The 24003-nt window shown below is 48.8% G+C and carries 22 protein-coding genes; 18 read left to right on the top strand and 4 right to left on the bottom strand.

What is annotated here, in order from left to right; translation table 11 throughout:
• Positions 1-4: 4 nt before the first annotated feature.
• The 10 genes from mdh to FB479_RS08285 all read left to right on the top strand — a co-directional run bounded on the left by mdh (position 5) and on the right by FB479_RS08285 (position 11773).
• Complete coding sequence (gene mdh, locus FB479_RS08330) at positions 5-943, top strand: malate dehydrogenase (RefSeq protein ID WP_088906346.1); 939 nt, start codon at positions 5-7, stop codon at positions 941-943.
• Between the two features lie 723 nt (positions 944-1666).
• Positions 1667-2362: a response regulator transcription factor gene (locus FB479_RS08325; protein ID WP_007725334.1), complete on the top strand. Its 696-nt coding sequence runs from the start codon at positions 1667-1669 to the stop codon at positions 2360-2362.
• Positions 2363-2375: 13 nt separating this feature from the next.
• A complete protein-coding gene (gene pnpS / locus FB479_RS08320; RefSeq protein ID WP_142064114.1) occupies positions 2376-4139 on the top strand; it encodes a two-component system histidine kinase PnpS in 1764 nt (587 codons plus the stop codon).
• A gap of 106 nt (positions 4140-4245) precedes the next feature.
• Positions 4246-4902 carry a phosphate signaling complex protein PhoU gene (gene phoU, locus FB479_RS08315; protein ID WP_106654036.1) on the top strand — a complete coding sequence of 219 codons (657 nt, stop codon included), beginning with the start codon at positions 4246-4248 and terminating at the stop codon, positions 4900-4902.
• A 147-nt stretch (positions 4903-5049) separates the two neighbouring features.
• The gene (locus FB479_RS08310; RefSeq protein WP_142064111.1) at positions 5050-6138 is read left to right on the top strand and encodes a PRK06851 family protein; all 1089 of its coding nucleotides are present in this window, start codon (positions 5050-5052) and stop codon (positions 6136-6138) included.
• A gap of 92 nt (positions 6139-6230) precedes the next feature.
• On the top strand, positions 6231-7175 hold the full coding sequence (locus tag FB479_RS08305) for a VanW family protein (RefSeq protein WP_106654038.1): 945 nt from the start codon (positions 6231-6233) through the stop codon (positions 7173-7175).
• A 674-nt stretch (positions 7176-7849) separates the two neighbouring features.
• Complete coding sequence (locus FB479_RS08300) at positions 7850-8278, top strand: MarR family winged helix-turn-helix transcriptional regulator (protein WP_012685124.1); 429 nt, start codon at positions 7850-7852, stop codon at positions 8276-8278.
• Positions 8279-8287: 9 nt separating this feature from the next.
• Positions 8288-8947 carry an HlyD family secretion protein gene (locus FB479_RS08295; protein WP_106654620.1) on the top strand — a complete coding sequence of 220 codons (660 nt, stop codon included), beginning with the start codon at positions 8288-8290 and terminating at the stop codon, positions 8945-8947.
• A gap of 6 nt (positions 8948-8953) precedes the next feature.
• On the top strand, positions 8954-10183 hold the full coding sequence (locus tag FB479_RS08290) for an efflux RND transporter periplasmic adaptor subunit (RefSeq protein ID WP_142064108.1): 1230 nt from the start codon (positions 8954-8956) through the stop codon (positions 10181-10183).
• Between the two features lie 15 nt (positions 10184-10198).
• Positions 10199-11773 carry a DHA2 family efflux MFS transporter permease subunit gene (locus tag FB479_RS08285; protein WP_142064105.1) on the top strand — a complete coding sequence of 525 codons (1575 nt, stop codon included), beginning with the start codon at positions 10199-10201 and terminating at the stop codon, positions 11771-11773.
• 60 nt (positions 11774-11833) lie between these two features.
• Here FB479_RS08285 and FB479_RS30430 read toward each other — a convergent pair whose 3' ends face one another.
• Positions 11834-11974, bottom strand: coding sequence for a hypothetical protein (locus tag FB479_RS30430; protein ID WP_164724412.1), 141 nt, complete (start codon positions 11972-11974; stop codon positions 11834-11836).
• Complete coding sequence (locus FB479_RS08280) at positions 11937-12881, bottom strand: DMT family transporter (protein ID WP_142064102.1); 945 nt, start codon at positions 12879-12881, stop codon at positions 11937-11939. Before FB479_RS08280 ends, FB479_RS30430 begins: the two co-directional genes overlap by 38 nt.
• A gap of 130 nt (positions 12882-13011) precedes the next feature.
• Between FB479_RS08280 and FB479_RS08275 the strand changes: the two genes are divergently transcribed.
• On the top strand, positions 13012-13755 hold the full coding sequence (locus FB479_RS08275; protein ID WP_142064099.1) for an N-acetylmuramoyl-L-alanine amidase family protein: 744 nt from the start codon (positions 13012-13014) through the stop codon (positions 13753-13755).
• Here FB479_RS08275 and FB479_RS08270 read toward each other — a convergent pair.
• A complete protein-coding gene (locus tag FB479_RS08270; RefSeq protein ID WP_106654625.1) occupies positions 13726-14538 on the bottom strand; it encodes a divergent polysaccharide deacetylase family protein in 813 nt (270 codons plus the stop codon). The genes FB479_RS08275 and FB479_RS08270 overlap by 30 nt on opposite strands.
• A 110-nt stretch (positions 14539-14648) precedes the next feature.
• Between FB479_RS08270 and polA the strand changes: the two genes are divergently transcribed.
• From polA to FB479_RS08245, 5 genes are all read left to right on the top strand, one after another.
• Complete coding sequence (gene polA, locus FB479_RS08265; protein WP_106654626.1) at positions 14649-17297, top strand: DNA polymerase I; 2649 nt, start codon at positions 14649-14651, stop codon at positions 17295-17297.
• 48 nt (positions 17298-17345) lie between these two features.
• Positions 17346-18173: a DNA-formamidopyrimidine glycosylase gene (gene mutM, locus FB479_RS08260; RefSeq protein ID WP_106654627.1), complete on the top strand. Its 828-nt coding sequence runs from the start codon at positions 17346-17348 to the stop codon at positions 18171-18173.
• Positions 18174-18194: 21 nt separating this feature from the next.
• The gene (gene coaE / locus FB479_RS08255; RefSeq protein WP_048031720.1) at positions 18195-18803 is read left to right on the top strand and encodes a dephospho-CoA kinase; all 609 of its coding nucleotides are present in this window, start codon (positions 18195-18197) and stop codon (positions 18801-18803) included.
• Positions 18800-19363 carry a lytic transglycosylase domain-containing protein gene (locus tag FB479_RS08250; protein WP_142064096.1) on the top strand — a complete coding sequence of 188 codons (564 nt, stop codon included), beginning with the start codon at positions 18800-18802 and terminating at the stop codon, positions 19361-19363. The genes coaE and FB479_RS08250 overlap by 4 nt, the downstream gene beginning before the upstream one ends.
• A gap of 174 nt (positions 19364-19537) precedes the next feature.
• On the top strand, positions 19538-20584 hold the full coding sequence (locus FB479_RS08245; RefSeq protein ID WP_142064093.1) for a glyceraldehyde-3-phosphate dehydrogenase: 1047 nt from the start codon (positions 19538-19540) through the stop codon (positions 20582-20584).
• A 60-nt stretch (positions 20585-20644) separates the two neighbouring features.
• Here the strand turns inward: FB479_RS08245 and FB479_RS08240 are convergent, their stop codons facing one another.
• Entirely contained in the window at positions 20645-21778 is a 1134-nt protein-coding gene (locus FB479_RS08240) for an HD-GYP domain-containing protein (RefSeq protein ID WP_106654630.1), read from the bottom strand.
• A 137-nt stretch (positions 21779-21915) separates the two neighbouring features.
• Between FB479_RS08240 and nrdR the strand changes: the two genes are divergently transcribed.
• Together nrdR and FB479_RS08230 are read left to right on the top strand one after the other, a co-directional pair.
• The gene (nrdR, locus tag FB479_RS08235) at positions 21916-22395 is read left to right on the top strand and encodes a transcriptional regulator NrdR (protein WP_012685137.1); all 480 of its coding nucleotides are present in this window, start codon (positions 21916-21918) and stop codon (positions 22393-22395) included.
• Positions 22396-22549: 154 nt separating this feature from the next.
• On the top strand, positions 22550-23989 hold the full coding sequence (locus FB479_RS08230) for a replication initiation and membrane attachment family protein (protein ID WP_106654631.1): 1440 nt from the start codon (positions 22550-22552) through the stop codon (positions 23987-23989).
• Positions 23990-24003 lie beyond the last annotated feature (14 nt).

Raw genomic sequence — 24003 nt, 5'->3', positions numbered from 1 at the left:
GTTCATGGCATTCAACCGTAAAAAAATCGCTGTTATCGGTAGTGGCTTCACTGGTGCAACAACTGCATTCATTTTGGGGCAAAAAGAGCTGGGCGACGTAGTATTGGTTGACATTCCGCAACTGGAAAACCCAACAAAAGGTAAAGCGCTCGATATGATGGAATCCTCGCCAGTATTAGGCTTTGATGCAAACATCACAGGTACTGCGAACTATGAAGACATCAAAGATGCTGATCTCGTCATCATCACAGCAGGTATTGCCCGCAAGCCTGGCATGTCCCGCGATGACCTGGTTAACACCAATGCTGGTATTATGAAATCTGTTGCAGAGCAAGTAAAAACATATGCACCTAACTCTATCGTGCTCGTACTGTCCAACCCAGTTGATGCGATGACGTACACCTTCTTCAAAACGTCCGGCTTTCCAAAAGAGCGCGTAATCGGTCAATCCGGCGTTCTGGATACAGCTCGTTTCCGTACCTTCGTGGCTATGGAGTTGAACGTATCTGTAGAAGACGTAACGGGTTTCGTTTTGGGTGGTCACGGTGATGACATGGTTCCATTGGTTCGCTACTCTTATGCTGGTGGTATCCCATTGGAAAAATTAATCCCGAAAGACCGTCTGGATGCGATCGTAGAGCGTACCCGCAAGGGCGGCGGCGAGATCGTAAACCTGCTGGGGAACGGTTCCGCTTACTATGCACCTGCGGCTTCCTTGGTACAAATGGCTGAAGCCATCATCAAGGACAAAAAACGCATTCTGCCATCCATCGCTCTTCTGCAAGGAGAGTACGGCTACAACGATCTCTACCTGGGTGTACCGACTCTGCTCGGCGCAAACGGGATCGAAAAAGTGATCGAATTGGATCTGACTGCCGAAGAGAAAGCAGCGCTCGACAAATCTGCTGACTCCGTACGCAGCGTAATGGCTGTTTTGAAATAAGATCAATACATGTAAGACGCCTTTCTTTGGGAAGGCGTCTTTTTCTTGTCAAAGTGGCTCTAGTGGGGGGAAGAAGCGAATTTCCAGTCTGCGCTTCGGCCTCCGACCCGCAAGGGGGATTGACTGTCCGCTTCGGAATAAATGGCGGGAGCGCTTCAAACGTAGATGTTTCGAGGAGGTAGTCCATGAGTGAAGCTGAAATTCTCCGCCATTTATTCCTACGCTGAGATGGCCTCCAGAGGCGCTTGGACTGGAAATTCGCTTCTTCTACGCAGCTTTTGGCTATTTACAAAAAGCGCTCAAGGAAAAAACGTGTGGGTTAATACGTTTAATCTCTGGAAAATTTCTTTGAGTCCACTTGCAAAACGTAGTAAAAGCAATACATACATCCACAGCTGTACGAAAGCACTGTCACATGTTTGGAAGGAGACCGCCCGAACGAAGGGAGGATACAGGCGACTGGAAAACATGTGGCAGGGCTTCACCCGACCACAACAGCCAGAAGACAACAAGGATTTTTAAAGTAGATACCTTTACCTAAAAGAGGAATACTATTGCAAAGCAACTATGTTCTATGTGCCCAACAGCATGTCTTTACAAAAAAATTACTTGTTTTCCGCAATGAGCATTGGCAGACTGAGTATTGTAGAGAGAAGTATTTTTCAGGGGACGTAGGTTAGAAAATCGAGCGCAAGCATTGCAACGCTAGGGGGAATCAGACAGATGATTAAAGTATTGGTAGTGGATGACGAAGCTTCCATTGTTAAGCTATTGCAATTTAATCTTGAAAAATCAGGATTTCAGGTCGTAACTGCTTTTGACGGTAAACAGGCCTTGGAAATGGTGAAGAGCGAGCAGCCTGATTTTATCATTCTTGATTTGATGCTTCCCAAGATGGATGGAATGGACGTATGCAAAACCTTGCGCCAGGAACGCAATAATACGCCGATCTTGATGCTTACAGCGAAAGATGATGAGCTCGACAAGATTTTGGGGCTTGAGCTTGGTGCCGATGATTATTTGACAAAGCCGTTTAGCCCGAGAGAAGTCATTGCCCGTGTGAAAGCCATTCTGCGGCGGTTTCAGAACACACCAGAAGCGACTACAGCGCCTCAAGAGGTGTTGCTCCAATTTGGGGATATTCGCATCTACCCGGAGAAGTACGAGGTGTTCTGTAAAGACGTCAAAGTTGAGCTGACGCCAAAGGAATTCGAGCTGCTTAACTATTTAGCGAGTCACCAAGGGCGTGTACTGACGCGTGATCAATTGTTGAACGCTGTTTGGAACTACGATTTTATCGGGGACTCTCGAATCGTGGACGTGCATGTCAGCCATTTGCGCGAAAAGCTTGAGGATGACACGAAGAACCCAAAATACATCAAAACAGTTCGCGGATTAGGATACAAACTGGAAGGATAACGGAGGATTTACCTTGACTCGCTTTCGAATCAAACTCACTTTGACTATTTTGGGTTTAATCTCCCTCGTACTATTGGTGATGGGGATGTATTTTGCCAAAGTGCTGGAGAATTCCTACCTCCAATCACTGAATGAGCTATTGTCTCGCGAGTCGAAGCTCATCTCTCAGGCGGTCCGTTTCCCGAATGTCTTTACCGATAAGGCGACGTTAGCGGATCGGGTCACACAAGTAGCGCCAACGGATGAAGTACGGATCACCATTATCAACAAGGATGGTCAGGTGATGTACGACAACTCCTCCCACCCGGAAGAGATGGAAAACCACTATGACCGACCGGAGATGATGGCAGCGTTAAAAGGAGAAACAGGGATTTCCCGCCGTTTCAGTGAGACGCTCGGTTATGACATGATGTACGTTGCAGTACCTGTTGAACTGAACAACGAAATATTCGGTGTCGTTCGTTCAGCGATGTCGATGAAAGATATTACCGATACGATCCACAAAATGTGGTACAGCTTGCTCACCGGTTTATTGGTTACTTTGGTAGTCGGATCGATTGTCGTTTCCCGCATTTCCTTTTCCATTATTCGTCCGATCGAGGAGATCACCCGGGTAGCCCGCAACATTACGCAGCGCCAATACGAGAGCCGTGTGAGAATCAAAGCAAAGGATGAGATCGGTCAGCTTGCAGGCGCGATCAACTTCATGGCATCGAGCCTGGAGCAGCAGATGTACGAAATCTCAGAGAATCAGCAACGCCTGGCAGGGGTACTGACCAATATGACGAGTGGCGTGATCTTCATTTCAGAGCAACGTCGGATCATGCTGGTCAATCCAGCCGTTGAAAAGCTGTTGGGGACCGCTGGACATGAGATCGTAGGGAAGCTGCATATCGAGGCAGGCAAGAGCTTTGGGCTCAGCCAATATATCGACAGGTGCCTCGACAGAAGCGAGAAGTTCCGTCAAGAGGTGCACATCTATTACCCGCAGGAACGCATCCTTGACGTGAATTTTGCTCCCTATATTAACTTCAAGGGGGAGTCGAGGGGTGTGGTCGTGGTGCTGCATGACATCACCGACATTCGCCGCTTGGAGAAGATGCGCAGTGACTTCGTAGCTAACGTATCGCATGAGCTACGCACGCCGATTACCTCGATCAAGGGCTTCACGGAGACCTTGCTTGAAGGGGCGATGCAGGACGAGGAAACATGTCGCAACTTCCTGCAAATCATCTCGGATGAGAGCGAGCGGCTCTACCGAATGATCCGCGATATTTTGGACCTGTCCAAAATCGAGCAAAAGCGAATCCCATTGCATCTGAGTAAGGTTCACTTGCAAGATTTGATCAGTTCGGCAGTTGCCATCATGCATGACCAGGCACAGCGCAAGGAATTGACGATCACGCTCCCTTCACCGAAGCCAGATATTTGGCTGATGACGGACAAGGATTGTTTGCAGCAGATCATCTTGAATTTGTTGACGAATGCGATCGCCTATACGCCCGAAGGTGGAAAAATCAACGTCAAGACAGAAGCAGACAACGAAAACATCACCATTCAAGTTATGGATACTGGGATCGGCATTCCGGAAAAGGATCTCACCCGTATCTTTGAGCGGTTTTATCGTGTAGACAAGGCGCGCAGCCGCGATTCAGGTGGAACAGGTTTGGGCCTCGCCATTGTGAAGCATCTCGTGGAAAATTTGCACGGACATATCAGCGTGGAGAGCAAGGAAGGAAGAGGGACAACCTTCACAGTTACACTTCCCCTTACCTAAAAACAACTGCAAAAACATTTACACAAACAAAATAGTAGCTTTACTTCTACAATACAATCGCCTTGTACCATTTGACATGTCAGACAAAAGAAGGGGGAAGAGGGAAATGTCACGGCACGCTTTTGAAGAACAGCAGGATGTACTGCACCGCAAGCTCATGACGATGGGCACATTGGTGGAAGAAGCCATTCATAAATCCATTAAGAGTCTGGTTGAGCGGGATGTTGAACTGGCTGAACAGGTTATCGCAAGCGATCCTGTGATCAATGAGTTGGAGCAAGAAATACAGAGCGATTGCTTCCGTCTCATTGCACTGCAGCAGCCAGTCGGAGGTGACTTGCGTCGCTTGGGAACCATGTTGAAGCTGGTGACGGATTTGGAGCGAATGGGTGATCATGCCGTTTCCATTGCCAAGACGACCCGACGCTTGATGGCGGACCCGTACGTGAAACCCCTCATCGATATTCCGATGATGGCTGATCACGTCAAGGCTATGGTCCGCGATTGCTTAAATGCGTATATTGCACGCAACAAAGATGCGGCTGAAGAGATTGCCGCACGCGACGACATTGTAGATAAACTGTACTCCACGATTTTCCATGATTTGATTGAATTGATGACGAAAAACAGTCAGGCCATTTCGCAAGGAACGCATTTGCTCTTGGTCGCGCAATATTTGGAACGGATTGCCGATCATGTTACGAACATCTGCGAATGGATTATTTATATGTCTACTGGTAAAATGACGGATTTGAATAAATAATACCCGAATGGCAAAGAGCCGCTGTGAGCTATGAATATTAGCTGACAGCGGTTTTTTTCACGGTTGTAGACAGACGCCTATTCTCCCTTTTGTGCATACAATACATCGATTCAATGGCAGCTAGAAGAAGTACAGGAGGGAAAGGCTATGACCACAAAAGTCCGCCATATATATGCCGCAGGGAATACTGCGCGAGGATACAAGACGTTTTATGACTCCGTATTGGAAGGATTGGAGCGCGTCTATATTTTGACAGGGACAGTGGAAGGAATTACCTCACCGCTCATAGAGGCGATTGGCAATCAAATAGCACGAGAGACAGATGAAGTGGAGTGGATTCATTCGCCTTTTGTGAATGGGCAGTTTGATGGTGTTATTTTTCCCAAGTATAAAGTGGCGATCATGGATGGAAGCTATCCCCGGATTTGGAGACCCGCTTCTCCGGGTGTAAAGGAAATTCAGGTCAATTTGCAGTCGATGGTCAACGTTGATCAGCTGGTGGATTACAAAGACCAGATTGCCAGTTGGTACGAAGAGATTTTTAGGAAGAGTGAAGAGGCATATCAAGCTTTTGGCGAGGCGCTGCGCATCCACGATGAGTGGGAGGCTCCCTACATTGAGCACCTCAACAGAGAAGAAGCCAATAGCGTCACGGAAGAAGTAAAAGCCTTGTTCTTCGGAGAGGAGCAACTGGAAAAGAAAGCAAAGGTACGGCGTATGTATTTGGGGGCAGCGACGCCACAGGGGCCCGTAGATCATATCATGAAGCTGACCGACCATTTGGAGAAGCGTTACTTTATCAAGGGCAGACCAGGCTCTGGCAAGTCCACTATGCTGAAAAAGTTGGTGGAGGAAGCCAAAACACGCGGCTTTGACGTGGAAGTGTACCACTGTGGACTTGACCCGCACAGCCTTGATATGGTCATTGTTCCTGAGAAGGGCCTCGCTATTTTTGACAGCACCGCACCTCATGAGTATTTTCCAAGCAAAGTTACAGATGAGGTTATCGATATGTATGAACGGGCAATTGAACCTGGCACAGATGAGGTATATGAAGAAGAATTAATGGATATTCAGGTAAGATATAAGCAAAAAGTGAAAGAAGCAACGGCGAATCTTCTCGCTGCCAAAGAGCTGCGCGACCAGTTGAACAATGCTTACCAGGAAGCGGTCGACCAGCAGCGTCTCAAGGCAGTTACGCAAGCAATTGTCAGCAGACTGACGAAGATGAGCTAATCGTATTCAAGTCGTGGAATGAAACCCGTTCGACTGCTCATACTACAATAACGGAAGATGATCGTTGTTGGAGAATGGAGGTGAGCAGCCGGATGGGTTTTGCTATGACGTTGGCTCTGTTACTGTTAATCAATCCCCTCGACCCAACGAATTTTTTGCAGATAGAGATGGAGGACAAGACGGTAGCTATTCTCAATCGGGCTGATTATTCTCTTCCCTTTGATGGTGTTCCTTTGGTCGATGAAAGCAAGCTTGCGCGAATGGTGGAAGAGTTGGCGAAAAAAGCGTACATCGAGCCCATCAATGCGACGATAAATAACGCAGGGGCCATTGTTCCAGAAACCAAGGGAAGAAGGTTAGATGACCTGGCATTTCGCACACGGTTCTACGATTATTTTTACGGTGCGGGAGCCGCAAGCATGAATGTCAGCTACAAAGAGGTATTCCCGAAGGTAGACAAAGCTCTTATCAGTCAGGTTCGGAAAAAAAGGATCGGACAATATGCGACCTATTTCAATGCAGGCAACCGAAATCGTGTACACAACATCAAGCTCGCCGCGCAGGCGATTAACAATTACGTGGTATTGCCAGGAGAAATCTTTTCTTTTAATAAGGTCGTGGGCAAGCGTACAAAAGAAAAAGGGTATTTGCAGGCGCCCATTATTGTCAGGGGAGAGCTGTCGGAAGGCATCGGGGGAGGAATTTGCCAAGTATCGTCTACCTTGTTCAATGCAGTAGACAAGGCAGGTCTGCATATTATGCAACGCTATTCCCACAGTCGAAACGTAGCCTATGTACCACCTGGCCGCGATGCAACAGTGAGCTGGTACGGCCCTGATTTTGTGTTTCAAAACAAATACGCCTATCCTGTCTTGATCCGTGCGATCGCGAGTAACGGAAGCATGTACGTGACGGTTCACTCTTTTCCAGAAATTGAGCATGAGCCAAGAAATGTACCAAGCGTGCGCCGCACGACTCCTGAGGAAGCACCGGATGCTCCATCTATTTTGAATGAAAATGAGCCGGCAAGCCCTTAGAGATAAGTTGGGGGTGTCGGTTTTTTTATGGCTTGCGTACGAGGCTGCGGTGGGGAGAAGAATATTTCCAGTCTAGGCTCCAGGCTCCGTCCTGCTGAGGGCTAAGACTGTCCGCTCCGAAGGGTTTTGCGGGGAAACGCAAAAGTGGTAGCCGCTTCGACGTAGGGGCACGTTGCGTTTCTTTTGCCCGCAAATCCCTTCTCCGCTCGGTAGGACTCCCCAAGTCGCTACGTCTGGAAATATTCTTCTCTGTCGTAACTGACTACATTCTTCCATCTCTTCAGGTATTTAAGACCCGGTTAACACGGAAAGCTCGTAGAGGAAACAGGAGAAATAAGCGAAGATCTTAGGGACGCCGACCGAGACGGAATGCAAAAAGCGAAACACGACTTTAAGCGTCCACCTCTGAAACACATCCTGAATGGACCACTTTGGACGCGGTTTCGCTTTTTGCATGGAGTCGGGCAGTCAATCCCACAGCGGGTGGCCCTAGAAGCTGGAGCGTTTTCTCCTGTTTCCGCCCCATCACGACAGCCCGACTTAACGCACGCTCTTAAAAGGTTGCCTAGTTAAAGTTTAACCTAAAGAAATAGTTGCCACGGAAAGAAAAACATCGTATAGTTTTCATGTGATAAATTTCGTACACGAAATATTACTTAAGAAAGGAGTGCGCTATGAATAAATCACTGCATATTCGGGACTTGTTAAAACGGTTGAACAAGACATTTGGCACGATGGCCACAAAAGAACTGTCCCAATATGGTGTGACTGTCCCGCAGCTAATGGTCATTCGAGAAATACATCCTGATCCCAAAACGATCGGTCAGATAAGCAAAGCCGTAGACTTATCGTACAGCACCGTTTCTGGCATCATTGATCGTTTGGAACGTGAACAACTCGTAGAACGTGTACGTGATGAGAATGACCGGCGTGTTGTCTGGATTCGTAAAACACCGAAGATTTCCGAGCTGTTCGCAAAGGTTGATTTTTTCTCAGAGAACTTTTACAAGCGTATTTTCCATGGATTTTCCGATGAGGATTTAGACATCATTATTCAGTCGATGGAAACATTGATTGCGAAACTAGAAGAACGAGAAAGTTGAGGAGAAACCATGAAGCGAAAACTGGTTTTGTATGTCATTTTGCTCCTGTTCGTGGCAGGTGGTGGAGGAATCGGTTACTACTATTGGTATCAAGGTGCGCATTATGTGACCACACAAGATGCCCGGATTACGGGAGACATTTATCGCGTTATGCCAAAAATGACAGGCAAACTGACCGGACTCGCTGTCAAAGAAGGCGACACCGTTATAGCGGATCAAATCGTAGGACAGCAGGATACAACTAACGTAGCAACGACGATGCTGGAAAACAGCGTGTTGCGCTCCCCCATTACAGGTACCGTGATTAAAACGCAAGCAAAAGAGGGAGAGATTGTTTCGACAGGGCAATCGGTAGCTCTCGTAATTGACGAAAGCAAATTGTACATCTCCGCCAATTTGGAAGAGACTGAGATCGAACGGTTGAAACTCGGCCAAAAAGTCGATTTTACGCTTGACGCTTACCCAGGTAAGAAATTGGGCGGTCATTTGATGGAGATCGGAAAGGCGACGAATTCTACATTTTCCTTGATGCCAGCGACCAATACGAGCGGGAACTTCACCAAGGTAACCCAGCGTATTCCGATCAAAATCGCCATAGATGACACAGCCGGTCTGGACCTCGTGGCCGGATTGAATGCCGAGATCAAAGTGCACGTGAAGGAGATGTAATCAAGCATGAAAAAGACAGCACAATGGAAAACAATCGCTGCAGTCATGGCGGCCGTTTCGCTGATTACGGCGGGCTGTAGCGAGACATCTTCTGCATCGCAAACGAGCGAGAACGTCCCTGTCGTGAAGACGTGGAAGGTGACCTCGGCCTCTACGGGTGTCATCGCCAATGGTAAGGTGGCAGCATCTGAGGAGATCCAAGTCGTTTCTAAAGTATCTGGAAAAGCAGCGAGCGTGAATGCAAAAGAAGGCGCAATCGTCAAGCAAGGCGATGTTCTGGTCAAGCTGGAGGCAGCCGATTATCAGCAGCAGATCAACCAGGCACAGGCAGCCATTGCTGGCGCTCAGGCAAAGCTGAGAGATACAAAAGCAGGTGCGCGCAATGAGCAACTGACGCAGCTTGCAAGTATTGTCACGCAGGCAGAAGCCAGCCTGAAGGTGGTCGAGAGCAATTACAATCGAATGAAAGCATTGTTTGATGCAGGGGCATTGTCCCAAGCGGAGTTGGAGAAATCTTCGTTGGATTTGGAAAAAGCACGCACAGGTCTTGAACAGGCGCAAGCCCAATACGATCTGGCAAAAGCCGGCCCAACTGCTGACACGGTAGCGGCTCTGCAAGCAGAAGTAAGCCGTTTGGGCTCCAATCTGGAGCTGGCGAAAAGCAATTATGACAATACCATTATTCGTGCGCCAATCACAGGTATCGTCGCCAAGCGCTCGGTTGATCCGGGAGAAATGGCAGCAGCGGGGACGCCTCTCATGGTGCTTGTGAATATGGCAGATGTCAAAGTAGAAGCAAGCGTACCGGAAAACCAAATTAACCAAGTGAAGGTCGGCTCTAGCGTTGATGTGAAGGTAGGCAGTCTGGGGGGCAAAGTGCTGAAAGGTACCGTTGAGTTTGTCTCTCCGATTTCGGATGCCAACAGCAGTTCTTTCCCAGTCAAAGTGAAAGTAAATAATAAGGACGGCTTGCTGCGCGCAGGTATGGTAGCAGAGGTCATGCTCCAAGGTCAGGCAACGCCAGGAACAAAATTGCCGACTTCAGCCGTGCTGGAAAAGGACAGCAAGCATTACGTCTATACCGTAGACGACAACGTTGTACACCAGGTGGAAGTTGCGGTAGAGAACGCAAGCGGCGAATGGACAACTGTCACGAATGGCGTCAAAGACAATGATCAAATTGTGCTGAACCCGACAGACAAACTGTCCGAGGGCAGCAAGGTGATCGCAAACTAACGGGGGTGATGACACATGGCGGAAGCGGTGGCACACCGAGAGGAGAAAAGCGGGAACGGCGGCATGTGGCTGTCTCTTCTCGCAATCCTCTCAGGAACCTTCGTTGCGATTCTGAACAATAGTTTGATTAACGTTGCCCTGCCAGCCATGGTCAATATTTTTGGTTCGACCACAGAGACCATGCAGTGGGTATTGACCGGATATATGCTGGCAAACGCCGTCATGATTCCGATGAGCGGCTCGTTGTCCGCCAAATTCGGGGCGAAAAAAATATTTGTATTCTCCTTATCCGCGTTTACTTTTTCGTCTATCCTTTGTGCCTTGGCGTGGAGTGACTCTTCGCTGATTGCCTTTCGCGTCGTGCAAGGTGTCAGTGGGGGGATGATCATGCCAATCGGGATGTCGATGATTTACATGATTGTTCCGCGTGAAAAGATCGGCATGGCATTGGGGATATTCGGGATTGCTTCCATGACAGCCCCTGCGCTGGGCCCGACATTAGGTGGATATCTCATCGAATTTTTAAGCTGGCAATTTCTTTTTCTGGTCGGTGTACCCTTTGGTATTTTTGCGGTGATCATGAGTATCGTTCTGCTCAAGGAAACGCCGAAAAAGCCAGAGCTGAAGTTCGACTTTATGGGAGCATTTCTCGCTATCGTCGGTTTCGGGACGCTGCTGCTCGCCTTAAGTAAAGGGCAAGCAGAGGGTTGGACCTCCTTTTTCATCGTCAGTCTGTTTTTCATTGCCGTGATGAGCTTGATCCTGTTTGTTTGGGTCGAGCTGGGGAAGGAAAGTCCGCTGCTCGATTTGCGGCTTTTGAAGATTCCTACCTTTACTATCAGCATTTTGACTTCTGGCTTCGTCATGATGGGGATGATGGGCGGTATCTTCCTGATGCCGATTTTCCTCCAGAACATTCAGGGATTGACGGCGATGGAGTCTGGAATCCTGCTGATGCCGCAATCGATTGCCATGGCGATCATGATGCCAATCAGCGGAAAGCTGATGGATAAATACGGGATCGGACCGATTGGGTTGATCGGCTTGACCATCATGAGCGTCACGACGTATGAACTGCACAATCTATCTGCTGACAGCATGCACTCATGGATCGATATGATCTTGACCATTCGCGGGATTGGGATCGGATTGTGTATGATGACGCTGTCTACGGTAGGGATGAACGCTGTTCCGCGTGCAAGTGTGGGGGATGCTTCTCCGCTGTCCAACGTCTTGCGTCAGGTTATGAGCTCGTTTGCCATTGCGATTTTGACCGTGATCATGCAGGCGCGTCAAAATTTTCACATGGCTTCAATCTCTGAAAACTTGAATACGGATATGGCGATGCAGTTTATCAGTGGCATTTCCGGAATGTATGCACAAGTAGGGGTAGATGCGGCGAGTGCGACTGGGGGAGCCAGCACGATTTTGTACGGAATGATGGCAAAAGAATCGTTGGTCCAAGGTATCGGGGATACTTTCCTCGTCTCCGTTATTCCTATTGTCCTCTCGATTCCACTTCTGTACTTCCTGCATAAAAAGCCGAAAAAAAAGCAAGAGATACCCGCAACCGAGAAGGCGACAGCCTAATAGCAAGGGGCAATTCCGCAAGTCTTATCGAAGACTTCTTTGGAATTGCCCCTTTTGCTGTTAGGTCATTATTTTAAATAACCAGTACAAAATCCGTCCTACGATGTAGCCAAGAAGAATTGTCCAGCCAATCTTCGCCCAAATGTTCAGTCCCTTGACGAATTCACGCAAGCTTTTTCGGTTCTCCGGTTGCTTGTTCAATGGAGGACACTCCTTTAGCAGGTTGGTTAAAACGAATGAACACATAAATGCCTGCGATAATGATCAAGCCGCCAATCCATTGCGGAGGCGTTACCACTTCACCCAAGATGAAGTAAGCGAGAATCGCAGTCCCGATCGGTTCTCCCAAAATCCCCATGGATATCGTCGTCGTATTGAGCCATTTAATAATCCAGTTAAAAATAGAATGTCCAAGTAAGGTCGGGAACAGGGCGAGACAGAAGAACCAGCCCCAATCCGACGCAGGGTAACCGACGAGCGAATACCCGAGAGCCAGATCATAGGCGACCAGAATCACGCTGGTGGCCGTATAAACGACAATTGTGTAGGCAAAAGAGGACATATGCTGGCGAACGTACTGCCCGACCAGCCAGTAGCCCGTCACAGTAACTGCTCCCATCAATGCGAGGAAATCTCCCCATAAAGCCATGCCGCCTACTTGAAAATCTCCCCAGCCAATCACGAAGCTTCCCGCAATCGCCAGCAAGCCGCCAGATAGAGCCAGAAATCGAATTTTTTCACCAAAAAAGAAATAGCCGCCGATGAATGCAAATAAGGGCTGCAAGGTAACGAGCACAGTAGAACTGGCTACAGACGTGTAGTTCAGCGATTCAAACCACAACAGAAAGTGGCTTGCCAAAAAGGCTCCGGATAAAATACAGAGTAGCCACACTTTTTTGGACATTTTTCCAATCTCTGCAAGGGCGCCACGATTCCAGAATAAAAAAGGAAGCGTTAAGAGAACGGAAAAAATCAGGCGATACGTAGCGATAATCGGAGCAGGCGCATCCGATAGCTTTACAAAGATCGCAGAAGAGGAAATGGCGATCACCCCGATTAAGAGAGCCAAATACGGGGGGAATAACGGTTTTTCCAAAGATTGATTCATTTGTACACCTTCTTATGCAGGTAAGGTCATATTTCATTATTGTAATTGTACAGTTGGATTAAAAAATTCACAATGTTATGTGTACCCCGCCCTTTGAAAGGTTTCTTTTCAATCAGGTTATCCTACTGGCATGAGAAACTTACTGGCTATTTTCCGTATCGCTGCTTTCATGCTTATCCTCATTTGTATCCCGACGCGAAGCGAGGCCTTGCCGCTCACCTCGTTTCATATTTTGATTGATGTTGGCCATGGAGGGGTAGATTCGGGTACTTCTTATGGGGATTTACACGAAAAAGACATCAATCTGCAAATTGCCAAACGACTGTATCAGCAATTGACAGCAGCCGGATACACGGTGGCTTTGAATCGGAACAAGGATGTTGCCCTGAGTGATGACAATCGTTGGTTGGACAACCGATCGCGGCATATACGAGACTTGGCACAGCGCAAAAACTTGGCAAAAGAAATCGGTCCACAGATGATGCTCAGCTTGCATGTAAACTGGTCACCCAGTACGCGGCGCAGGGGCGCGATTATTTTGCATCAAAACACAGAAGAGAGCTACCTGTTGGCAGAGCTGCTGCAAAACTCGCTGAACAAGCTTACAGGAACCAACGAAAAGCCAGTCAGGGGAAAGACGTACTACATGCTCCGTCATAACTACTGTCCGTCTGTCATCGTGGAGATGGGCTTTATCAGCAACGCGCAGGACCGCGAAATGTTGACGAATCCCAAAACACAAGAAAAAATCGCTCAGGCCATTACAGAAGCCGTGAGCGAATACGTAAAGTTGTCGGGAAATAAGCAAACGGAGGCGAGTGTTGAGGAGAGCTGGTGGCGAAAATTAATGGGCAGTTTGCTGGATAAGCTTTGAAATGGTTACAAATTCGGCCTCCTTCTGAATTCGCGGGATGTACTGGCGCAGAACGGAGGCTGTTTTCTTGCCAGGAGGTCCAACATGACCAATCGCGATGCAGATCGGATGGTTTCCGATTCTTTGGCAGATCTTTTCCATTTGCTTCGTAATATGGGGGACCGTATAGATATCATCGAGAAAATAGAGATTTTCTGCAAAAGGCACGCCCATTTCAGCTGCAACCTTACCTGCAACGCTCTTGTCGGTCGTTTTGCTGTCCAAATAGATCAGCCCGCGTTCTTTGACCACTTTCATGATGATGCGCATGATCCGCTCGTCAGCCGTTATTTTTGAGCCCATATGATTGTTCATGCCAATCGCGTGAGGCACATCGTCAATCGCTTTCTCGACGCGACTGCGAATTTCTTCGTCGGACAGATCAGCCGTAATGGCACCGGGACCAAGCCAGGAGCGTTTTCCTTTCATCGGCTCCATCGGCATATGCAAGATGACATCATGACCTTTTTGATGGGCGAGCTCTGCATCCTGCTTCGTGCTTGGCAGAAACGGCATGACGGCGATTGTCAGAGGGACGGGCATCGATAAAATTTCCTCTGTCCCCTGCATGTTGTTTCCGAAATCATCGATGACAAATGCGATCAGCTTTTTTTCAGCGGGTTTGGGCTCCACACTAGGGGTCGCCGTTACTGGCAACGAGCCAAAGGATAGAAATAATGCGAGCAAGAGAGGAAGCGATTTCCTCCAATTCATCGAATCACCTTCCTTGTCCATTTTTTTCATAGTCTGTTCAATCAGCTTGTTCTTTACCCGCCATATCTACGGCTTGGTTTGTTGTTTGCCCTATGTTACGATTAAAGATAGTAGTTTTGTAACGAGAGGGGTCGAATTCCTTGAGTCATTTTGTGTTGATTGATGGAAACAGTGTTGCGAACCGGGCGTTTTATGCGCTTCCTTTATTGTCCACATCGGCAGGACTGCATACGAACGCAGTGCTGGGCTTTACGACTATGCTGTTAAAAGTGTTGGAGGAAATGAAGCCAACGCATATCATGGTTGCTTTTGACGCGGGAAAAGTCGTGTTTCGCCATAGCGAGTATGCAGAGTACAAAGGGGGACGCAGCAAAACTCCGCCGGAGCTGTCTGAACAGTTTCCACTGATTCGGGAGCTGTTGGATGCCTTCTCAATCAAACGCTTCGAGCTGGAAGGCTACGAGGCGGATGACATTATCGGTACGTTGACGAAGCAGGCAGATGAGCAAGCTTGGAAAACGACTGTCATTACCGGAGACAAAGATATGCTGCAGCTCGTGTCCGAGCATGTATCCGTTGCTTTGACGCGCAAGGGAGTCAGCGAAATCGAGTTGTACACTCCGCAAGAAATTCACGAAAAATACGGCCTTAAGCCGCTGCAAATAATTGATCTGAAAGGCTTGATGGGCGATTCGTCCGATAACATTCCAGGTGTCCCTGGTGTCGGAGAGAAAACTGCTCTGAAGCTGCTGCACGAATATGGCTCTGTTGAGCAAGTACTGGAAAACATCGATAAAGTCTCGGGCAAAAAGCTGCAAGAGAACCTGCGTGAGAATGTAGACAAGGCGAACATGAGCAAAGCCTTGGCAACCATTTTGCGTGAAGCGCCTGTGGAGCTGGATGTGCAAGAGACTGGCTATGAAGGCTATGATGGTGTACCTCTCAGCGAGTTCTTTAAAAAGATGGAGTTCAAATCGCTCTTGTCGAAGATCAAAGTGGCACAGCCAGCAGATGGAAGCGGACAAGCAGACGCCAAGCCGTTTTCGTTTGAGAGGATTTCAGAGGAAAACAAAGCAGCGTTCGAGTCCAAGCTGACTTCGCCAATGGCTCTTTACATCGAAATGGACGGGGAAAACTATCATCATGCGCCATTCCTTGGGATTGGACTGGCTGCGGATGACACGGTGATGTTCGTTCCGTGGGACGTAGCCAAGGAATGGAAGGCGCTCTGTGAGTGGCTGGCTGATCCGGCGAAGGAGAAGTGGGTATTTGACGGCAAGCGAGACACGGTTGGACTCGCTTGGCATGATTTGGGGATAAAAGGCATCAGCTTTGATGTGTACCTCGCTTCTTACCTGCTGAATGCGGCTGAGAGCAACCCGACTTTGGATAGCATTGCGGCCCAATACGCACAGACACGGGTATTGTCAGATGAAGAGGTGTACGGCAAGGGTGCCAAGCGTCTTGTTCCTGAAATGGACGTGCTGAGCGAGCATGTGGCGCATAAAGCGGCAGCCATCTGGCAGAGCGTGCCTGTCTTGCGCGAGCAGCTGGCGGAAAACGAAATGGAAAAGCTGCTCGGAGAATTGGAAGCCCCGCTGAGTATGGTACTGGCACTCATGGAAAAGCAAGGCGTGAAGGTAAACAGTGAGCGCCTCGTGCAAATGGGGGAAGACTTGGACAAAAAGCTCGCGGGTCTGACAGAACAGATTTTCGAGCTGGCAGGTGGGGAGTTCAACATCAACTCGCCGAAGCAATTGGGTGAGATTTTGTTTGACCGCTTGTCTCTGCCTGTATTGAAAAAGACCAAAACAGGGCCTTCTACCAGTGCAGATGTATTGGAGAAGCTCGCCCCGTATCATCCGATTATCGATGCGATCCTGACCTTCCGTCAGCTCGGCAAGCTCCGCTCTACGTATATTGAGGGCTTGACCAAGGAAATCCATACGAAGACGAGCAAGGTGCATACGCTTTACAACCAGGCAACTACGGCGACAGGGCGACTGTCCAGTACGGACCCGAATCTGCAAAACATCCCGATCCGCATGGAAGAAGGACGCAAGATTCGCGAGGCGTTTATCCCGTCGGAGGACGGCTGGTACATGCTGGCGGCCGACTATTCCCAGATTGAGCTGCGGATTTTGGCCCACATTTCGCAAGACGAGAACTTGATTGACGCCTTCCAAAAAGGAATGGATATTCATACCCGCACCGCCATGGACGTATTTGGTGTGAGTGAGGAAGAAGTGACCTCGCTGATGCGCCGTCAGGCCAAAGCGGTCAACTTCGGGATCGTATACGGCATCAGCGACTACGGTCTGTCGCAAAACCTCAATATTACCCGCAAAGAAGCTGGCGACTTCATTGAGCGCTACTTTGATGTCTTCTCCGGTGTGAAGCGCTGGATGGATGAGATCGTCCAGCAGGCGAAGGCGGATGGTTATGTGACGACCTTGTTGAACCGTCGCCGCTACCTGCCTGATATTCGCAGCAGCAACTTCAACCTGCGTTCGTTTGCTGAGCGTACCGCAATGAACACGCCGATCCAGGGTACTGCAGCAGATGTGATCAAGCTGGCGATGATTCGCATGCAAGAGGCAATCGAGGAGAAAGGTCTCGCTAGCCGCATGCTTTTGCAGGTGCACGATGAGCTTGTATTTGAAGTGCCAGAAAATGAGCTGGAGGTCATGCGCAAGCTGGTGCCAGAAGTGATGGAGAGTGCGCTGTCCCTCAACGTGCCGCTTAAGGTGGACGTCAGTGACGGACGTACCTGGTACGATGCGAAGTAGGCATGCCTAGAACATAAAGATGGAAAGACAGCGAGAGGAGGAGGGCATATGCCAGAATTGCCGGAGGTAGAAACCGTCGTTCGGACTCTGCGTGGCTTGGTCATGGGAAAAACGATTGAGAGAGTCAGTGTTCATTTGGCGCGCATTGTGCGTCAGCCAGATGACGTAGAAGCTTTCAAATCTCTCTTGGTGGGACAAACCATCCAGGATATCCAACGGCGGGCAAAATTCATTCAGTTTTTCTTAAACGAGGATGTGCTCGTGTCCCATCTGCGTATGGAAGGGCGCTATGGCGTGTATCAGGCGGATGATCCCGTTGAGAAGCATACCCATGTCGTCTTCCATTTTACGGACGGAACGGAGCTGCGTTATCGGGATGTTCGCCAGTTCGGGACGATGGATCTGTTCCCTAAGGGGAAGGAAACAACTGTCGGACCTTTGGCAAAGCTGGGGGTAGAACCGCTAGATAAAAGTTTTACTCCTGAAGTTTTGGGGAAATTGTTAAAAGGACGGTCAACAAAAATTAAGCCGCTTCTCCTAAACCAGGAATGTATTGTAGGGCTGGGGAATATTTATGTGGACGAGTCACTCTTTAAAGCAGGCATTCATCCGGAGAAACCAGCAGGAACGCTGACAGATAAAGAAGTTATCCGACTGCACGAAAGTATCGTCTCTACCTTGCAAGAAGCGGTAGAACAAGGGGGCAGCTCCATCAAGTCGTATGTGAACGGACAGGGCGAGATGGGCATGTTCCAGCAATCGCTTTTGGTGTATGGGCGAAAAGATGAGGCGTGCACGAAGTGCGGGGCCGAAATCATTCGGTTTGTAGTCGGCGGCAGAGGGACACATATTTGCCCAACCTGCCAAAAGTTATAACAGTTCTACCAAGGGAGGAGGATGGGCATGATACTAGGATTAACAGGCGGAATTGCCACTGGGAAAAGCACGGTGACAGGTATGCTTCGAGAGCGCGGAATTCCTGTCATCGACGCTGACCAGATCGCCAGAGAGGTCGTAGAACCAGGTAAATTGGCCTATGAAGCGATCGTGCGCCATTTTGGACGAGAAATCCTATTGGAAGATGGTCAGATTGATCGGAAAAAACTAGGTGAGATCGTGTTTTCGGACGAGTCCGAGCGTCAAAAGCTGAACGCCATCGTCCATCCCGAGGTACGCCGCGTTATGCGGGAAGAGGCCGAAGCAGCGGAAGCGAATGGAGCCGAGATCGTCTTTATGGACATTCCTCTGCTGTATGAGAGCAAGCTTACGCATATGGTAGAAAAAATCGTGGTCGTCTATGCGCCCTACGAGATGCAACTGGCGAGAATGCTGGAGCGCGACGAATTAGAGGAAGAACAAGCACGAAAAAGACTGCGGGCGCAGTTTCCCATTGATCAGAAGAAGCAGGGGGCGGACTTTCTGATCGATAATTCTGGTTCGCGTGAAGAAACCGAGCGTCAAGTGGAGGCAGTATTGGCCGCGATTCGATCGGAGCGTCAATCATGAGTTTTGGCAAACGTGCAGCATTGATCGTGCTCGTTTTGGCGAGTGTATTTCTGCTGCTAAACACGCCATTGGTGTGGAAATGGATGTACCCGATCAAATATGAGCAACAGATTGTGACGGCTTCATTGAAATATGAAGTGGACCCTCATTTGGTATTGGCCGTCATTCGTTCCGAGAGTGGGTTTGCGACAGATCGCGTTTCGAAAAAGGGTGCGGTAGGGCTCATGCAAATCATGCCGGAAACAGCGGAGTGGATCGTCAAGGAGGCAGGCTTCCGTCCAAAGGACAGTCAATACTTGTACGACCCTGTCATGAACATCGAGATTGGGACATGGTATCTCGATTTTTTGCTGTCCCGCTATGATGGGGACATTGTCCAAGTCATTGCCGCCTACAATGCCGGTCCGGGAAAAGTAAACGGATGGCTCGCGAGTGAGCAATGGGACGGAACTCGAGAGACGATTGAGGACATTCCATATGGGGAGACCCGTCAATATGTCCAGCGAGTGCTCTATTATCATGATCGTTACAAAAATATATACGACTTTCAATTACGTTAAAAATTATGAAAAGCCGCTTTCTTACTGATAAGAGAGCGGCTTTTTCCTCTTTTTTTGGGTAGGGTAAATCGTCCAAATATTTATTTTTCAGTAAAACACATTGATAATTGTGTCATACTTATTATAATAAAAGTATCAGATAAGCGTAACTCAATTCGAAAGGGGTTTCTATATATGACAATTAAAATCGGTATTAATGGTTTCGGACGTATTGGCCGCATGGTATTCCGCCGCGCTATCCAGGACCCCAACATTGAAATCGTTGCAATTAACGCCAGCTATCCAGCGGAGACGCTTGCACATTTGTTGAAATATGACACGATCCACGGACGCCTGCAAAATAAAGTGGAAGTCCAAGACAACAAGATTATCGTAGATGGAAAAGCAACAGTTGTACTGTCTGACCGTGATCCGCTGAAGCTGCCTTGGGGTGACCTCGGAGTAGAGATCGTCGTAGAAGCTACAGGCAAGTTCAACAATCGCGAAGGCGCTGGCAAGCACCTGCAAAGCGGTGCAAAAAAAGTTGTGATTACAGCACCAGCGAAAGAAGAAGACGTCACGATTGTGATGGGTGTAAACGAAGGCACCTACGACCATGCCAACCACCACATTATCTCCAATGCTTCCTGCACGACCAACTGTCTCGCACCTGTGGCAAAAGTGCTCAACGATGCATTCGGTATCGAACAAGGTCTCATGACTACCATTCACTCGTTTACAAACGATCAGGTGAACCTCGACAATCCGCATAAAGACCTGCGTCGTGCACGTGCAGCTAGCGAGTCCATCATTCCAACAACTACCGGAGCTGCTCGTGCAGTAGGAATCGTTCTGCCAGAATTGAATGGCAAGCTGAATGGGTTTTCACTTCGCGTACCGACTCCAAACGTTTCTGTAGTAGACTTGGTGGTCAATACCAAGAAGCCAGTTACATTGGACGAAGTAAGCCGTGTCCTGCGTGAAGCGAGCGAAGGCAGCATGAAAGGCTACCTCGAGTTCTGCGACGAGCCACTCGTATCCAGCGATTTCAATGGCAACGATCACTCCTCGATCATCGACGGTCTGTCTACGATGGTAATGGGAGACAATCAGGTGAAAGTGATTGCATGGTACGATAACGAGTGGGGCTACTCCTGCCGTGTTGTAGACCTGGTTCGCCACGTATCCGAGCAGCACAATCAAGCTGCAACAAAAGAAGCAGCTGCCGTTGGTGTAAAATAAAATGCATAAGCAAAACCCCTTTGCCGATTTCGAGCAAAGGGGTTTTTCGTTGCTTCGTATTTACGATGAGGTAGAAGAATCTTCTAATGAGTTCACGTTAAACAGATCATCATCTTCAAAGCCGACAATAAACAGTCGGATGTTCGCCTTGAGATCGAGGTCATAAGGGCTAGGGACGTCGTTTCCTCGTCCGTCTTTTATCACACGTACAGTAGGACGATGCGAATAATCCGGATCAACCCGACTCACTACCCCGACTTCTCCGGTATTCAAAACGACGCTGCTTCCAATCGGGAAGATAGCAATGTGCTTGATAAAGGCATTGACTAGATGGTGCTCGAATAGCGTACCGCCAGATCCAAACAGGTATTCCACGGCATCCTGTGGCATGTAACGCTTGCGCCATGGACGTGGAGAAGTCAAGGAGTCGTAAATATCACAGAGACCGACGATTTGTGCGAATTCGTGAATTTGCTTGCCGGATAAACCCTGTGGATAGCCGCTTCCATTTAGCCGTTCATGGTGCTGCAAGCAGACGTGTGCGGACAAAAGCGAGATATCATGCTGCTTTCGCAACAAATTAAAGCCAAGCATCGTATGCTCTTTGGCGATTTCCTTCTCTTCGTCCGTCCAACGCTCTGTTTTTTGCAACAGCTCTTCTGGCAGGCTTATCTTGCCGATATCATGCAGCATGGCACCTATCCCTAAGTTCATGAGCTGTGTGCGATTGTAGCCCAGAGACATGCCCACAGCAGTCGCCAGCACAGCCACATTCACAGAATGATGGTACAAGGATGGCGAATGAGTGGAGATCGTTGTCAAATGCCCAACCATTTGTTTGTTTTGCATCAGGTCGTCCAAAATCGAACTAAAGGCACGCTGAAAATGAAGGCCCATTTCTTTTAAGGAAATTTTCCGGGCCAGCTTGTTTGAGTTTGTAATTTGTTTGATCGTCTTCTCGATGGCTTCCACAGCTACTTGCCTGGTTTGTGGGCGAATTACTTCTTCCACAACGATGTCATTGGTACGGGGATCATCGATATACACCGAATCAACACCAGCTCGCTCTAATCCGGAAATGAGTCGTTCCGTTAATTGCATGCCGGTTCCAAGAAGCACCTTTCCATCTTCTGTGAAGACCGTACGTCCCAATTTCATTCCAGGCTGTAGGTGCCTTAAAGATACTAAACGCATGACTATCCCTCCAACAGTACCATAATTGTACTCCATTCGACTTATGCTTTAAATAGGTACAAGGATTGACTTGACTTCTGACAGGAATATGAGGGACACTGTAGACAAGTATTGTCAGTATTGGAGTTGATTCTGATATGCGTTGTCCATTTTGCGAATATAATGGGACTAGAGTCCTGGATTCACGTCCTTTCAATCATAATAAATCCATTCGCCGCCGCCGTGAGTGCGAAGCCTGCGAGCGCCGTTTTACTACCTTTGAAATGGTAGAAGAAACACCTTTGTTAATTGTGAAAAAGGACGGAACACGCGAGGAATTCAGTCGAGACAAGATATTGCGGGGGCTGGTGCGCGCTTGCGAAAAGCGACCTGTGCCATTGGAAGTGCTTGAAAATGTAGTGAATGACATTGAAAAAGAATTGCGCAGCTGCGGGCAAGCAGAGATCCCGAGCAATGACGTTGGGGAGAAGGTCATGGAGCGTTTATACCATGTCGATGAGGTCGCCTATGTACGCTTCGCTTCTGTATACCGCCAATTCAAAGATATCAATGTATTTATGAAAGAGCTGGAGGAGCTTTTGGCTCAAGCGCGAAACAGCTCGTTTCCAAAAGAATAGATAAGCTTTTTTCTGCCAAACTCGCAACTTCTCTCTCTCGCTCTTGCGGCCGATCCGCCAGGGCTTGTTTGGCTTTCCAGCTGATTTTTCCGCGAATGAATGGGTAGTCGTGCTATAATAATAGAATCGAATTTTGTCAGGAAGGAAAGATCTGATGCGTCGTTTAGTTTGGAACGAGTTGTTGCCGAAGGATCGATATCTGGTGCGGATGGCAAGACCGATTGGCTTTGCCGAAATGGGCTTTGTTACGCAGCTATACTTGCCGATCATCGGTGTCGAATCGTACGCTCTCTACCAACTGCTCGTCCATGGCGTGCAGGAGGTGAGCGGAGCCTCCTCGGAGGGGACCCATCGCAGTTTGATGCTGACGACTTCGCTTTCTCTGGATCGGCTATTGGATGCGCGTGAACGTCTGGAGGCAATCGGGCTAGTCGAGGTGCGCCGCAGGGAAAATCAGCAGCGTGACTATTATTACGAGTATTTGATCAAACCGCCGCTTAGTCCGGCTGAGTTTTTTGCAGACTACGTACTGTCATTGATGTTGTTAAACAAAATCGAAAACGTTCGCTATTCGCAACTGCGCCAGCATTATGCAGATACGCTTGGCAGTCAGTTGGATCAAGAATACTCCATTGTGGAAAACGTCACGAAAGATTTCCATGATGTGTTCCAGTCGTTGAAGCCATCGGAGCTGGAAGTGAAAAAAGGATCGGAGCGGGATCAGTTTTTAACCGAGATGGATAACAGCTTCCCGCAAGCGCCGATGAAATCTGGCTATGAGGCACAAGTCAACCATTCGCTGAGTGTATCGTCTTTGCGCCTGTACTTGCCGGATAATGCCGACTCGGTCAAAGTTTTGGAAGGCAAGAGCATGGAGCTGTTGTTTTCGCTGTGCCATTTCTATCAGCTGGACAGCTGGGGGATGGGACAGGAGCTGCGTGATTGGACACTGTACAAGTCGGATCGGAGTTTGGACGGAGAAGTTTTGCGCAAGCGTTTGGTACAACGCTACACGGAAGACAAGCTGTACCGAACGGCGCCTGCAACTGACACGGCAGAGGATGGATGGGGACCGGGTCGCTTGCCTGAGCCTGGCAGCGAAGCCTTTATCCGTGCTTGTCGCCAGCTATCTCCGGTGACCCTGTTGGAAAAGGTCGTTGGTGGCAGAATTAGCAAGGTGTTTTTGGAACGGGCGGAAACGCTTGTATTTGCGGATGGGATGCAGCCGGAAGTCGTCAATGCGCTGCTGCTACATACGCTAGCTAGCATGCAAATGGAGCTGCCAAAAGCGTACATGGAGACGATTCGTGACAGCTGGAAAGCCAAACGGATCGCGACAGCTGACGAGGCAGTCAAGCAGATCCTCGAACGTGCGGATCAACGGGCACAAACAACTGAGAAGGCAAAAGCGGGCAAGAAGGAATCTGCCCCTGTAAGACGCAACGGTAGAGCCATCTTGCAGGACAAGCTGCCAGCATCTGTCGAGTGGCAGCTGTCGCAGGAGAAATCCGCGTCGGATGCTGAAAAGAAACAGTCCATTCAGGATTTTCCAGACTTGCAGAAAAGACTGGAAACCTTGCGAAAACGGAAATAAGGAGTGTGAGGGAG

The organism is Brevibacillus sp. AG162, from assembly GCF_006715575.1.
In the GTDB taxonomy this organism is placed as follows: domain Bacteria; phylum Bacillota; class Bacilli; order Brevibacillales; family Brevibacillaceae; genus Brevibacillus; species Brevibacillus brevis.
This window is presented reverse-complemented; position numbering and strand designations above follow the sequence as displayed.

Excerpts from the sequence above, each read along its gene's own strand:
- FB479_RS08270 (WP_106654625.1), bottom strand. The coding sequence starts at position 14,538 with ATGAAAAAAATGGACAAGGAAGGTGATTCGATGAATTGGAGGAAATCG.
- FB479_RS08285 (WP_142064105.1), top strand. The coding sequence starts at position 10,199 with ATGGCGGAAGCGGTGGCACACCGAGAGGAGAAAAGCGGGAACGGCGGC.
- FB479_RS08280 (WP_142064102.1), bottom strand. The coding sequence starts at position 12,881 with ATGAATCAATCTTTGGAAAAACCGTTATTCCCCCCGTATTTGGCTCTC.
- coaE (WP_048031720.1), top strand. The coding sequence starts at position 18,195 with ATGGGCATGATACTAGGATTAACAGGCGGAATTGCCACTGGGAAAAGC.
- FB479_RS08290 (WP_142064108.1), top strand. The coding sequence starts at position 8,954 with ATGAAAAAGACAGCACAATGGAAAACAATCGCTGCAGTCATGGCGGCC.
- nrdR (WP_012685137.1), top strand. The coding sequence starts at position 21,916 with ATGCGTTGTCCATTTTGCGAATATAATGGGACTAGAGTCCTGGATTCA.
- FB479_RS08275 (WP_142064099.1), top strand. The coding sequence starts at position 13,012 with ATGAGAAACTTACTGGCTATTTTCCGTATCGCTGCTTTCATGCTTATC.
- FB479_RS08325 (WP_007725334.1), top strand. The coding sequence starts at position 1,667 with ATGATTAAAGTATTGGTAGTGGATGACGAAGCTTCCATTGTTAAGCTA.
- FB479_RS08240 (WP_106654630.1), bottom strand. The coding sequence starts at position 21,778 with ATGCGTTTAGTATCTTTAAGGCACCTACAGCCTGGAATGAAATTGGGA.
- mutM (WP_106654627.1), top strand. The coding sequence starts at position 17,346 with ATGCCAGAATTGCCGGAGGTAGAAACCGTCGTTCGGACTCTGCGTGGC.
- phoU (WP_106654036.1), top strand. The coding sequence starts at position 4,246 with ATGTCACGGCACGCTTTTGAAGAACAGCAGGATGTACTGCACCGCAAG.
- FB479_RS08230 (WP_106654631.1), top strand. The coding sequence starts at position 22,550 with ATGCGTCGTTTAGTTTGGAACGAGTTGTTGCCGAAGGATCGATATCTG.
- FB479_RS08310 (WP_142064111.1), top strand. The coding sequence starts at position 5,050 with ATGACCACAAAAGTCCGCCATATATATGCCGCAGGGAATACTGCGCGA.
- FB479_RS08250 (WP_142064096.1), top strand. The coding sequence starts at position 18,800 with ATGAGTTTTGGCAAACGTGCAGCATTGATCGTGCTCGTTTTGGCGAGT.
- mdh (WP_088906346.1), top strand. The coding sequence starts at position 5 with ATGGCATTCAACCGTAAAAAAATCGCTGTTATCGGTAGTGGCTTCACT.
- FB479_RS08245 (WP_142064093.1), top strand. The coding sequence starts at position 19,538 with ATGACAATTAAAATCGGTATTAATGGTTTCGGACGTATTGGCCGCATG.
- FB479_RS08295 (WP_106654620.1), top strand. The coding sequence starts at position 8,288 with ATGAAGCGAAAACTGGTTTTGTATGTCATTTTGCTCCTGTTCGTGGCA.
- FB479_RS08305 (WP_106654038.1), top strand. The coding sequence starts at position 6,231 with ATGGGTTTTGCTATGACGTTGGCTCTGTTACTGTTAATCAATCCCCTC.
- FB479_RS08300 (WP_012685124.1), top strand. The coding sequence starts at position 7,850 with ATGAATAAATCACTGCATATTCGGGACTTGTTAAAACGGTTGAACAAG.